At 74.0% G+C, this 12,152-nt stretch carries 13 protein-coding genes; 8 read left to right on the plus strand and 5 right to left on the minus strand.

The window, feature by feature from the left end; genetic code table 11:
* Window positions 1-82 precede the first annotated feature (82 nt).
* From ACIBTU_RS22525 to ACIBTU_RS22535, 3 genes are all read left to right on the plus strand, one after another.
* Complete coding sequence (locus ACIBTU_RS22525; protein WP_399128118.1) at window positions 83-1,666, plus strand: ABC transporter substrate-binding protein; 1,584 nt, start codon at window positions 83-85, stop codon at window positions 1,664-1,666.
* A gap of 134 nt (window positions 1,667-1,800) precedes the next feature.
* Entirely contained in the window at window positions 1,801-2,484 is a 684-nt protein-coding gene (locus ACIBTU_RS22530; protein ID WP_399128119.1) for a uracil-DNA glycosylase, read from the plus strand.
* A gap of 88 nt (window positions 2,485-2,572) precedes the next feature.
* On the plus strand, window positions 2,573-3,100 hold the full coding sequence (locus tag ACIBTU_RS22535) for a hypothetical protein (RefSeq protein ID WP_399128120.1): 528 nt from the start codon (window positions 2,573-2,575) through the stop codon (window positions 3,098-3,100).
* 281 nt (window positions 3,101-3,381) lie between these two features.
* Here ACIBTU_RS22535 and ACIBTU_RS22540 read toward each other — a convergent pair whose 3' ends face one another.
* Window positions 3,382-3,831 carry a hypothetical protein gene (locus ACIBTU_RS22540; RefSeq protein ID WP_399128122.1) on the minus strand — a complete coding sequence of 150 codons (450 nt, stop codon included), beginning with the start codon at window positions 3,829-3,831 and terminating at the stop codon, window positions 3,382-3,384.
* 113 nt (window positions 3,832-3,944) lie between these two features.
* Window positions 3,945-4,574: a TetR/AcrR family transcriptional regulator gene (locus ACIBTU_RS22545; protein WP_399128123.1), complete on the minus strand. Its 630-nt coding sequence runs from the start codon at window positions 4,572-4,574 to the stop codon at window positions 3,945-3,947.
* A gap of 122 nt (window positions 4,575-4,696) precedes the next feature.
* On the opposite strand from ACIBTU_RS22545, the gene ACIBTU_RS22550 reads away from it, so the two are divergent.
* Both ACIBTU_RS22550 and ACIBTU_RS22555 read left to right on the plus strand, forming a co-directional pair.
* Window positions 4,697-5,908, plus strand: coding sequence for an FAD-dependent monooxygenase (locus ACIBTU_RS22550; protein WP_399128124.1), 1,212 nt, complete (start codon window positions 4,697-4,699; stop codon window positions 5,906-5,908).
* A 78-nt stretch (window positions 5,909-5,986) separates the two neighbouring features.
* Window positions 5,987-6,892: a Gfo/Idh/MocA family protein gene (locus tag ACIBTU_RS22555; protein WP_399128126.1), complete on the plus strand. Its 906-nt coding sequence runs from the start codon at window positions 5,987-5,989 to the stop codon at window positions 6,890-6,892.
* A 58-nt stretch (window positions 6,893-6,950) separates the two neighbouring features.
* Here the strand turns inward: ACIBTU_RS22555 and lnt are convergent, their stop codons facing one another.
* On the minus strand, window positions 6,951-8,534 hold the full coding sequence (gene lnt / locus ACIBTU_RS22560) for an apolipoprotein N-acyltransferase (RefSeq protein WP_399128128.1): 1,584 nt from the start codon (window positions 8,532-8,534) through the stop codon (window positions 6,951-6,953).
* Between the two features lie 94 nt (window positions 8,535-8,628).
* On the minus strand, window positions 8,629-9,108 hold the full coding sequence (locus ACIBTU_RS22565) for a nuclear transport factor 2 family protein (RefSeq protein WP_399128129.1): 480 nt from the start codon (window positions 9,106-9,108) through the stop codon (window positions 8,629-8,631).
* A 103-nt stretch (window positions 9,109-9,211) separates the two neighbouring features.
* Here ACIBTU_RS22565 and ACIBTU_RS22570 point away from each other — a divergent pair, with 103 nt between their 5' ends.
* Window positions 9,212-9,880, plus strand: a complete 669-nt coding sequence (locus ACIBTU_RS22570; RefSeq protein ID WP_399128130.1) for a hypothetical protein — start codon at window positions 9,212-9,214, stop codon at window positions 9,878-9,880.
* Between the two features lie 40 nt (window positions 9,881-9,920).
* Complete coding sequence (locus ACIBTU_RS22575) at window positions 9,921-10,661, plus strand: SDR family oxidoreductase (protein ID WP_399128132.1); 741 nt, start codon at window positions 9,921-9,923, stop codon at window positions 10,659-10,661.
* Window positions 10,662-10,705: 44 nt separating this feature from the next.
* On the opposite strand, the gene ACIBTU_RS22580 is transcribed toward ACIBTU_RS22575, so the two are convergent.
* The gene (locus ACIBTU_RS22580) at window positions 10,706-10,879 is read right to left on the minus strand and encodes a hypothetical protein (protein WP_399128133.1); all 174 of its coding nucleotides are present in this window, start codon (window positions 10,877-10,879) and stop codon (window positions 10,706-10,708) included.
* A gap of 227 nt (window positions 10,880-11,106) precedes the next feature.
* On the opposite strand from ACIBTU_RS22580, the gene ACIBTU_RS22585 reads away from it, so the two are divergent.
* Window positions 11,107-12,150 (plus strand): methyltransferase, encoded by a 1,044-nt coding sequence (locus ACIBTU_RS22585; RefSeq protein WP_399128134.1) that lies wholly within the window; start codon window positions 11,107-11,109, stop codon window positions 12,148-12,150.
* Window positions 12,151-12,152 lie beyond the last annotated feature (2 nt).

The raw sequence follows: 12,152 nt of genomic DNA on the forward strand, positions 1-12,152 counted from the left end.
GAGCCCCGTCGGAACAAGAGGTTCAACCGGCGGGGCTCTGCGATATGGTCTGCCGATCCCTTGGCATGTCCGATCGAGGAGCGTGCGCGTGTTCAAACGGTTGCTTGCCCCCCGCACGTTGGCGGCGACTGCGTCCATATCCCTGCTCGCCGGGTGTGGACTGGTGGAATCAGGCGGCTCCGAAGACGCGGAGCCCATCGTCGTGGGAACGACGAGCGCGCCCAGCACGCTCGATCCCGCGGCCTCCTGGGACGGTTCCTGGGAGCTGTACCGCAACGTCTACCAGACTCTCGTCGCCTTCCCCTCCGGAGCCGCCCAGCCGGAACCCGACGCCGCCGAGTGCGCCTTCGAGGACGCCGGCAACCGCGAGTACCGGTGCACCCTGCGCGAGGACATGACGTTCTCCGACGGTGACAAGCTCGACGCCGCCGCGGTGAAGTACTCGATCGACCGGATCCGCAGGATCGGGGTCAAGGGCGGACCGGTCGGACTGCTCGGCAGCCTCGACCGCGTCACCACCAAGGGCGACCGGGAGGTGACCTTCCACCTCAAGAAGACCGACGCCACGTTCCCGTTCGTCCTCGCCACCCCGGCGATGTCGATCGTGGACCCCAAGGAGTACCCGGCCGACAAGCTCCGCGAGGACGGCGGGGTCACCGGCTCGGGGCCCTACGCGCTCGACTCCTACACGGAGGGCGAGAAGGCCGTCCTCGTGAAGAACGAGCACTACGACGGCTTCGCCGACCGCAAGAACGACGCCGTGACGATCCGCTACTTCGAGGACTCGGCCGAGATGGTCGCCGCCCTCAAGGCGAAGAAGATCGACGCGACCTTCCGCGGTCTCGGCGCGTCCGACGTCGTCGACCTCCAGGCCAAGCACGGCTCCGACGGTCTGCAGCTCGTCGAGGGCGCGGGCACCGAGATCAGCTACCTCGTCTTCAACCCGAGGGACCCGTGGGCCGGCAAGCGCGCCGTGCGCCGGGCCATCGCGCAGGTGATCGACCGCGGCGCCATCGCGCACGAGGTCTACCGGGACACCGTCGAGCCGCTGTACTCCATGGTCCCCAAGGGCCTCACGGGCCACACCACCGACTTCTTCGACGACTTCGGCGACCCGAGCGCCACCAAGGCCGCCGGGATTCTGTCGGACGCGGGCATCACCACGCCCGTACCGCTCACCCTCTGGTACACCACGGACCGGTACGGCTCCCAGACCGCGCCCGAGTTCCAGGAGATCAAGCGGCAGCTCGAGGAGTCCAAGCTCTTCAAGGTGAAGCTCGAGAGCCGCCCCTGGAAGACCTACGAGGCGGGCTACCGCAAGGGCGAGTACCCGGTGTTCGGCCGCGGCTGGTTCCCCGACTTCCCCGACGCGGACAACTTCATCGCGCCGTTCGTCGGCCAGGAGAACGCCCTGAGCACCCCGTACCTGTCGCCGGAGATCACCGACCGGCTGCTGCCGCAGTCGCGTCAGGAGAGCGACCGCGGGGCCGTGGTGCGGCAGTTCGAGCGGGCGCAGCAGATCATGGCGCAGGACGCGCGGCTGCTGCCGCTGTGGCAGGGCAAGCAGTACATCGCGGCCAGCGACGAGATCTCCGGCGGCGAACGGGCCCTGGACCCGTCGACGATCATGATGATGTGGGAGCTGTCGCGCAAGACCAGCTGGTGAACCGGGTCCGCACAGGATCCGCGGCGCCGACTGTCAGTGGGCGCCGGTAGGTTCAGGGGTGTTGTCGAACCGGCCGGGCGCGGGACTTCTCCGCGCCCGGCCGGGCAAGTGACCGTACCCCGGAGGTTGTTGACGTGACCGACACCGCGATGCTGCCCGAGTCCTGGCGCGGCGTCCTCGGCGAGGAGCTGCAGAAGCCCTACTTCAAGGAGCTCACCGAGTTCGTCGAGGAGGAGCGCGCGAAGGGTCCCGTCTACCCGCCGCGCGACCAGGTCTTCGCCGCCCTCGACGCGACGCCGTACGACAAGGTCAAGGTCCTCGTCCTCGGCCAGGACCCGTACCACGGCGAGGGCCAGGGACACGGCCTCTGCTTCTCGGTGCGTCCCGGTGTGAAGACCCCGCCGTCGCTGCGGAACATCTACAAGGAGATGCAGGCCGAGCTCGGCACCACGATCCCGGACAACGGGTATCTGATGCCGTGGGCCGAGCAGGGCGTCCTGTTGCTCAACGCGGTGCTGACCGTCCGCGCCGGCGAGGCCAACTCGCACAAGGGCAAGGGCTGGGAGAAGTTCACCGACGCCGTGATCCGCGCCGTCGTGGACCGCCCCGACCCCTCCGTCTTCGTCCTGTGGGGCAACTACGCGCAGAAGAAGCTCCCCCTCATCGACACCGAGCGGCACCTCGTCGTGAAGGGCGCCCACCCCTCGCCGCTGTCCGCGAAGAAGTTCTTCGGTTCCCAGCCGTTCACGCAGATCAACGCGGCGGTCAAGGCCCAGGGCCACGACCCGATCGACTGGCAGATCCCCGATCTGGGCTGAGCCGTGCCTGCCGGGGATCGCGGGCGGCGGCCGTTAGCGTCGACGGGTGTGCGTTGCACGCGATCGGTGACAGCGCTTGGAGGAGCCAGTGGCACAGCAGCGTGAGCAGGCGGCGGACGACGCCATGATGACCCGCATCGGGCAGGTGGTCATGCTGGCCCACGCCGGCGACCGCGAGGAGGCGCGCGACCGCTTCCTCGGCCTGTGGGCGGAGATCGGCGAGAACGGCGACCCGCTGCACCGCTGCACCCTGGCGCACTACATGGCCGGTACCCAGGACGACCCGGACGACGAGCTGGCCTGGGACCTGCGGGCGCTGTCCGCCGCGGACTCCCGGGGGCCGGGCGGGGGCGCCGCGCTGCGCTCCCTGTACCCGACGCTGCATCTCAGTCTCGCGGCGGACTACGCGAAACTGGGCCGCCCCGGCGCCGCCCGCAGCCATCTCGCCCGGGCCCGCGCCGGGCTCGGCGCCCTGGGCGACGACGGGCACGGTCAGGGGGTCCGCGCGGCCCTCGCCCGGCTCGAGCAGCGGGTCGCGGCGCTGCCCGAGGACGGGGACGAGGAGGGCGGCCGCCCGGGGGGCGAGCCGCTCGGGCCGCCGCGGCGGGGGTTCTGAGCGTGCCTCTGGCGGGGCGGGATTTTCAGGTGGGTGCCGCGCGGGGGTGTCGTTCGTCTGCGGGCCCGGTGGGGGCTGGTCGCGCAGTTCCCCGCGCCCCTGGAGATGCGCGCTTCGTGCGCTATCTCCATAGGGGCGGTGGCGCATCGGGGAAATGCGACGCGAAGCGTCTGCATTTCAGGGGCGCGGGGCTGTGTCGATTTGCGGCTCCGCCGCGTGGGCGCGACCAGCCCCCACCGGGCCGCAGCCCGAATCGGACGCCAGGTGGCAGGGCAGGTCGGTCAGCCCCCGTACACGTTGTGGCAGATCGCCGATTGGGGGCTGTCCGGGTCCCAGCCTCCGTAGCGGCGGCCCAGGGCGCAGACGTCGGTCTGGGCCGGGGGATTCGGGGCGGGCGGGGGTTCCGTCTTGGCGCGGGGCGCCGGTACGTGCGGAGGGGGCTGCGCCGGGGGAGGGGCGGCGTGCCGGGCCGGGGGAGCGGGCGGCGCGGAGTGCGGCTTCGACGGGTGCGGTGAGGCGCCGGTGCGCCGCAGGCCGTCGCTCGCCGGGGGCGGGGTGACCGGCCGGTCGGCCTGACCGTCCGGGCGGGGTTCCGGCGCGGTCACCGAGGGAGAGGCGGGCCGGTCCGGGGCATCGGGCGTGGACACGCTCACGCAGCCGGAGGAGGCCGCGGCGGAGACGGCCGCGACCGCCGTGAGCAGGAGCGAGGCGGGAGTGATCTTTCTGGGCACCCGCGCCACTCTGCTGGACGCCGGGACGCCGACGGAACCGTGGACGGCGAGGATGCCCCGCACGGGTGAAGCGGAGGGCGCGGAGGTGCCGCGAGCGCGCGTCCCCGAGCGGTTCAGGAGTTCTGGCGCGGGCCCGTCCCGCCGAGCATGCCGTGCAGCAACTCGCCGTAGCCTTCGCGCAGTTCCGCCAGGCTCGGCACCGACGCGTGGAACGTTCCCGCTACGCAGCAGAACATGATCCCCTCCGTCCACGCCACGAGGGACAGGGTGTGCCGCGCGGGATCCGGCGAGCCCGCGGCGCGCAGCAGCTCGGTCAGCGGCCCGCGGAACTGGCGGCCGGCCTCGTCGAAGAACGTGCGCAGCTCGGGCCGGCGGGTCGCCTCCAGGGCCAACTCGTAGCGGCAGACGAGCAGTTGCGGATGGCGGCTCAGATAGCGGTGCAGCGCCAGCGCCATGCCGTCCACGAGAGCCGGCAGCCCGCCGGCCGGTGAGGGCAGCTCGTCGATCGCCAGGACCTGCGCCTCGCGCTCCGCGAGCCGCCGCAGCGTCGCCTCCAGGAGGGCGAGCCGGGTGCGGGCGTGGTTCGACGTCGACCCCTGTGGCAGCCCCGCCGTCTCGTCGACGGCCCGGTGCGTCAGGCCCCGCATGCCGCGTTCGGCGAGCAGGACCAGGGCGGCGTCGGCGATGCGGTCGGCGCGGGACGGCTGCGCGCCGGTCGGTTCGGTGGTGGCGGGGCGGTTCATGGTCGGCAATCTATCGCGCCGACTACAGCTGTAGTCGATCGCACTACACCTGTAGTACGGTCATGGCGAGGGCTCACTACAGGTGTAGTGGAGCGTCGTGTGAGGGAGCACCGGGAGGCGTCATGACATCGGCCGAGGACACTGCCGTGGTGGTCGGCGGCGGGATCGGCGGGCTCACCGCCGCGCTGGCCCTCCATCTGCGCGGCCGCCGGGTGACCGTGCTGGAGCGCGCCGAGGAGTTGAAGCCCGTGGGTGCGGGCATCGCCCTCGCCCCCAACGCCCTGCGCGCCCTCGACGTGGTCGGCCTCGGGGACGAGATCCGCTCCCTGGCCGCGTGGAAGGGCGAGGGCGGCCTCATGACGCCGGGCGGCCGCTGGCTGTCCCGCTCCGACGCGACGCGCGCGGCCGAACGCTTCGGCGGCCCGCTGGTGCTGCTGCACCGTGCCACCCTCGTCGACAAGCTCGCCGCCCGGCTGCCGCACGGCACCGTGCGCACCGCGTCCGCCGCCCGCCTCACCGACCCCGGCGATCCGGCCGATCCGGCCCGACCGGCCCGAGTGGCGACGGACGGCGAAGAGATCGCCGCCGGCCTCGTCGTCGGCGCCGACGGGGTCCGTTCCGCCGTGCGCGGCGCGCTCTTCCCCGAGCACCCCGGAGTCACGTACGCCGGATTCACCACCTGGCGCGTCCTCGTGCCGCCGCTCGACCGGCCCTTCGTCCAGCACGAGAGCTGGGGGCCGGGCCGGCTCTGGGGCACGCACCCCTTCGCCGACGGCACCATCTACGCCTACGCGGCGGCCATGACCCCCGCCGGCGGCCAGGCACCCGGTGGTGACGAACGGGCCGAACTGCTGCGCCGGTTCGGCGACTGGCACGATCCGATCCCCGCGATCCTGGCCGCTGCCGACCCCGGCCGGGTGCTGCGGCACGACGTCCACCACATCACCGAGCCGCTGCCCGCCCTCCACCGCGGCCGGGTCGCCCTCCTCGGGGACGCCGCGCACGCGATGGCCCCCACGCTCGGCCAGGGCGGCAACCAGGCCATCGAGGACGCCGTCGTCCTCGCCCACCACGCGGCACCCGGCCGCGCCGCGGACCTGCCCGGCTACACGCGGGCCCGCCTCGCCCGCACGACCCGGATCGTCCGCAGGTCGGCGGCCATCAGCCGGTTCAACATGATGAGCAACCGCCCGGGCATCGCCGTGCGCGACGCGGCGATCCGCGCCGTCGGCGCCCTCGGGCCCGCGCTGCTGCTGCGCGGCATGGACGGCATCGCCGACTGGCGACCCCCGCAGGCCGCCCCGTACCCGGACGGCCGTCGGGAGCGGGTCTGACCTGGCGCGTCTATGCTGCCCGAAGGGAGTCCGGGCCACGACGGGCCCGGGCGCGCGGGGACAGAGGAGCACGGGCACGTGAAGGTCGGCTGCATCGGACTCGGGGACATCGCGCAGAAGGCGTACCTGCCGGTCCTCGGCGCCCAGCCCGGGATCGAGCTGCATCTGCAGACCCGGACGCCCGCCACCCTGAACCGCGTCGCGGACGGGCTGCGCCTCCCGCAGACACAGCGGCACGCGGACCTCGACGCGCTGCTCGCGCAGGGACTCGACGCCGCGTTCGTGCACGCCCCGACCGCCGTGCACCCCGAGATCGTCACGCGACTCCTCGAGGCCGGCGTCCCCACGTACGTGGACAAGCCGCTCGCCTACGAACTCGCCGACTCCGAGCGGCTCGTGCGGCTCGCGGAGGAGCGCGGGGTCGGTCTCGCCGTCGGCTTCAACCGGCGCCACGCCCCCGGATACACGCAGTGCGCCGACCATCCGCGTGAGCTGATCCTCATGCAGAAGAACCGGGTCGGGCTGCCCGAGGAGCCCCGGGCGATGATCCTCGACGACTTCATCCACGTCGTCGACACGCTGCGCTTCCTCGTGCCGGGTGTCGTCGACGACATCACGGTACGGGCGCGGGTCGTGGACGGGCTGCTCCATCACGTGGTGCTGCAGCTCGCCGGGGACGGGTTCACCGCGCTCGGGGTCATGAACCGGCTCAGCGGGTCGGCCGAGGAGATCCTCGAGGTCTCCGGGGAGGACAGCAAGCGGCAGGTGCTGAATCTCGCCGAGGTCATCGACCACAAGGGGCAGCCGACGGTGCGGCGGCGGGGCGACTGGGTGCCCGTGGCCCGGCAGCGGGGTATCGAGCAGGCCGTGCTGGCGTTTCTCGACGGGGTGCGCAGCGGGCATGTCGTGAGCGCGCGGGACGCGCTGGCCACGCATGAGCTGTGCGAGCGGGTCGTCATGGAGGTCACCCGGACCGGGGGGTGACCCTCCCGCGCCCCGCGACGTTCCGCGAGGGCACGCGGCTCAGTGCGGGGCGCCGGCTTCAGCGGACGGCGCCGCCGACTCCGGGGCGCGTCGACGGGAGCGGGGACGCTCGGCGGGACCTGCGCAACAGGTCCGCCGCGGCGAGGACGACCAGGACCGTGACAGCGCCGTGGACCGGCCAGTCCCCGAACCGCACGTACAGGGTCGTGCCCCGAGCCGTCGGCACGTCGAACACGCGGGCCGCGCTCGCCGACGTACCCAGCCACGCTCCCGCCCGCGCCCCGTCGGGCCCGTACACCGCCGACACCCCGGTCAGCGTCGCGTGCACCATCGGCCGACCCGTCTCCGCCGCCCGCACTGCCGCGAGCGACGCGTGCTGCTCCGGCGCCCAGCTGTGCTGGAACGACGACGTCGACGACTGGGCGAGCAGCACCTGCGCCCCGTCCTGCGTCAGCTTCCGCGTCATGTCGGGGAACGCCGATTCGAAGCAGACCAGGGGGCCGACCCGGAGCGGGCCGCCGCCGTTGCCGTTCCGTACGTCCATGACGACCTGGCGGGTGCCGCGCATCCGGTCCTCGCCCGCCGCCCTGCCCACCGACGTGGCCCAGCCCAGCAGGCCTCGCGCCGGCACGTACTCGCCGAACGGGACCAGCCGCATCTTGTCGTAACGCGCGCCCGTCGGCCCGTCCGGCCCGATCAGCACCGAACTCTTGTAGATGCCCGGGCCCGCGCCGGTGCCCGAACCCGACCGCCGCGCGTCCACGTTGACCAGCACGTCCGCGCCGACGGCCCGGGACAGCGCCGCGATCCGGCGGGCGAGGTCGGGGCGCTCGGTCAGGTCGAAGCCGACGCTGCTCTCGCCCCACACGACCAGGTCGACGTCCCGGCCGATCAGCTCCCGGGTGAGCGTCTCCTCGCGGTCGAAGCGGCGCTCCCCGCTCGCGTCCCCGGTCACGATCCCCGCCTGCACCACCGCGATCCGCACCCGCCCGTCGGTCTCCGGGCGCGGTGCCCAGGCCCACGCGGCCCCCGTCACGGTGACCGTCGCGACGAGCCCGGCGACCGCCGGCGCCCGCGCCTCACGCGCCACGAGAAGCACCACGATCGCCGTGTTCACCGTGACCACCAGCAGACTCACCAGCCACACCCCGCCCACCGACGCGAGTCGCAGCGCGGGCACCACCTGCCACTGGCTGGACCCGAGCAGACCCCACGGCCCGCCCAACCCCTCCCAGGAACGCACCAGTTCCACCATCAGCCAGCCCGAGGGCACCGCGACGAGCGCGGCCGCCGCCTGCCCCGGCGTGGGCGTCCCGTGCAGCAGCCGGCGCAGCAGCACCCCCCACGGCGCCCACAACGCGCCGAGCAGCGCCGCGATGACGACCGTGAACACGTGCAGACTCGGCAGCAGCCAGTGGTGCACGGCGAGCATGAACCCGAGACCGCCGAGCCAGCCGTCCAGGGCGGCCCGGCGCGGGGTGACCGCCGAGCGCGCCAGCAGCATCCACGGCACGAGCGCGACGTAGGCGAACCACCACAACGACGGTGCGGGGAACGCGAGCGCGGGCAGCGCGCCCGCTCCGGCCGCCGCCCCGCCCCGCCACCAGGGCGACACGTCGAGCCGCCGCCGCCAACCCGTCATGGGCCGCGCCTCCCGTCCTCCTGCGAGACCTGTAGAGGTCCTTTCAGTGTGCGCGCCCCGGGCGATCGACGACAGTGGGCCTCGACGGCGCCGGTCAGGACCCGCCGGGGGCGCTCGCCGCGTGCTCCGGCACACGGCGCCACTTCTCGTGCACGGTGACCCGGTGCAGCCGCCAGCCGGTGTGCGTCCTGACGAGCCCGAAGGCGTAGCGGCCGCCGCACTCGAAGTCCGGGGCGGTGCCGTCGCCGGGGAACCGCATCGGGTTGATGTAGTCGGCCTGGACCAGCGCCTCGTCGTCCACGTCATGGTCGAGCCGGCCGAACCGCACCCGGCGGTTGACGATCAGATGCTGCCGCATCGGGAACAGCTCCATGGTCTCGGACAGCCAGCGCGCGATCTCCTCCGCGCTGCCCTCCACGCCGCCCGCCGTGCGGTAGTCGGCGCGGCCACCGGGGGCGAACAGGGCGCGGTACGCCGCCCAGTCGCCGTCGTCCACGGCCACCGCGTAGTCGGTCACCAGCTCGTCGACGGCGAGCCGGTCGAGGACGGTCGCGAGTTCCACACGCTGCGTCATCGGATCAGTGTCGAGTGTGCCGTGCCCGGATCCAAGAGGCGTGCGCCGACCGTCCGTTGAGGCGCGTCACTTTTGCGACACCAGGTCCGTTACGGTGGCCCGCATGTCAGCTGAATCGAACACGACGGCATCCGCGGCGGTCACCGGACCGGTCACCGCCGACGACGTCGCCCAGGCCGTCCGGCTCGCCGTGACCACACTGCGCCCCGCCGCGGCGGCCGACTGGGACGCCCCCGCGGGCCCCCTCACCTGGACCTGCTGGGAGACCGGCGAACACCTCGCCGACGACCTCTTCGCCTACGCCTCGCGCATCGGCTCCCTGAACCCCAGGACCGAGCCGGGCGATCCCTTCGGCGGCGACCGGCGCCGCCCCGAAGGACCGCTGAACACCGTCACCGCCGACCGCACGGCCGGGGCCGAGGGCATGTTCCAGGTTCTGGAGGACTGCGGCGGGCTGCTCGCCGCCGTGGTGCGGGCCACGCCGCCGAGCGCCCGCGGCCACCACGTGTTCGGTGTCAGCGACCCCGAGGGCTTCGCCGCGATGGGCGTCGTCGAGACCCTCGTGCACACCCACGACCTCGCGCTCGGCCTCGGTGTCCCCTTCGAGGCGCCCGCCGGCCTGTGTGCCCGCTCGCTGGCCCGTCTCTTCCCCGACGTGCCGCGGGACACCCCGCCCTGGGCGACCCTGCTGTGGGCGACGGGCCGCGGTGACCTGCCCGGTCACGCGCGTCGGACCGCATGGCGCTGGTACGGTGCGCCCGGCGCGACGTGATCATCGTCCTGAGGGACCGCACCCCGTCCGGGAGGACTCCTTGACCCGCCCCCGCACCCTCGTCACCGGCGGCAGCCGCGGCATCGGCGCCGCCACCGCGCTGCGCCTCGCGCACGACGGCCACGACATCGCGCTGTCCTACGTCAGCGACAAGGACGCGGCCGAGCGCACCGCGGACGCCGTGCGCGCGGCCGGCGCCCGCTGTGTCGTCGCCCGGGCCGACACGTCCCGGGAGGCCGACGTCGAGCGGCTCTTCGACCTCGCGCAGGCCGAACTCGGCGCGCTCACCGGCCTGGTGAACAACGCGGGCGTCACCGCCCCGCTCGGCCCGCTCGCCGACACCAGCACCGACGACCTGCGCCGCGTCGTCGACGTGAACGTGCTCGGCGTCCTGCTCTGCTGCCGCCGCGCCGCCCGCGACATGGGCGCCGCGGGCGAGGGCTCCATCGTGAACGTGTCCTCGGCCGCCGCCACCCTCGGCAGCCCCGGCGACTACGTCCACTACGCCGCCTCGAAGGCCGCCGTCGACACCATCACCCTGGGCCTCGCCAAGGAACTCGGGCCGCTCGGCGTACGGGTCAACGCGGTGGCGCCCGGGATCATCGACACGGAGATCCACGCGGCGAGCGGCGACCCGGGCCGGGCCGCGGCCGCGGCGCCCGGCATCCCGCTGCGCCGCCCCGGCACGGCGGAGGAGGTCGCGGCGGCGATCGCCTGGCTGCTCTCGCCCAGCGCGGCGTACACGACGGGCACGGTGCTCAGGGTGGCCGGCGGGCGCTGACCCGTCCGGCGGGGGTCCCGTTCAGGTGGCGGGAGCGGGCCCGGTCAGGCGGCCTCGGGGACCTGCGACCGGGTCGCCTCCGCCCACTCCGTGACCAGCAGCGCGTACTGCGCCCGCTGTTCCGCGGTCAGGCGGCCCCCCGCCCGCAGCCACAGGCTGCGGATCTGCTCGTTCACCTCGTCGGCGGACCGCGAGGGACGGGAAATGACAGGCGGCATGTGCCAAGGCTACGTGCGCGGCGCCCGGTTGGGAACCCTGAGCGAGCGTTCGGGTGCGCCAAGTGATCGAATGTGAACGGGAGTTGGCGGTTCGGGGTGCGAACGCGGGCCGCCTCTGTGCGAGCGCTCCGCAGGTCACGGCCGCCGCGCCCTCGTAGGGTGGAAGCGGAGGCGCGAACGGCGCCCGCGACGGCCGCCTCGAGCCGCCGACCCCCGCGGAGGACGCCATGCCCGAGCCCGAGCCCGAGCCCGCCGGTGACGACCGGGGCGCGCTCATGAGCACCGTCTTCGGCCACATGGCCGCCCAAGCCCTCGCCGCGGCCGTCCGCCTCGGCGTCGCCGACCGGCTCGGCGACGACGCCCGGGACGCCACCGACGTCGCCGCGGACCTCGGCACCGACCCCGACGCCACCCGCCGGCTGCTCCGCGCCCTCGCCGCCTCCGGGCTGGCCGCCGAGCCCCGGCCCGGCGCCTTCGCCCTGACCTCCCGGGGCGCGTTGCTGCGCACCGACCGCGCGGACTCCATGGCCGACTTCGTGCGGATGTTCCTGGACCCGGCGATGATCGGCGCCTGGGCCCGGCTCGACGACAGCGTCCGCACCGGCGGGCCCGTCTTCGCCGACCTGTTCGGCACGGACTTCTTCGGCCACCTCGCCGCGCACCCCGAGCTGTCCCGCGCGTTCGACGCGTCGATGCGCCAGGGCGGCCGGACCGCCGCCGCGCTGCTGCCCGCCGTGCTCGATCTGTCCGGCGCCCGCTCGGTCACCGACGTGGGCGGCGGGGACGGGGCCCTGCTCGCCGCGGTCCTGTCCGCGTACCCGGGGCTGCGCGGAGTCCTGTTCGAGACGCCGCGGGCCGCCGCCGACGCGGGCCCGGTCCTCGACGAAGCCGGGGTCGCCGACCGCTGCACCGTCGTGACCGGCGACTTCTTCGCGTCCGTGCCCGCCGGATCGGACGTCTATCTGCTGAAGGGAGTCGTCCACGACTGGGACGACGACCGGGCCGCGACGCTCCTCGGCCACGTCCGCGCGGTGCTGCCGCCCGACGGCCGGATCCTGGTCGTCGAGGTCGTGCTCCCGGACGCCGTCGACGGTTCACAGTCGCCGATGATGTACCTGGGCGATCTGAACATGCTGGTCAACGTGGGCGGGTGCGAGCGCACCGAGGCGGAGTTCCGGGCGCTCTGCGCGCGGGCGGGGCTCGTCGTGACCCGGGTGACGCGGCTGCCCGAACCGGTGGGGCTCTCGGTGATCGCGGCCGTCCGGGCATGAGG

It is taken from the genome of Streptomyces sp. NPDC050145, assembly GCF_044460245.1.
Taxonomy (GTDB): domain Bacteria; phylum Actinomycetota; class Actinomycetes; order Streptomycetales; family Streptomycetaceae; genus Streptomyces.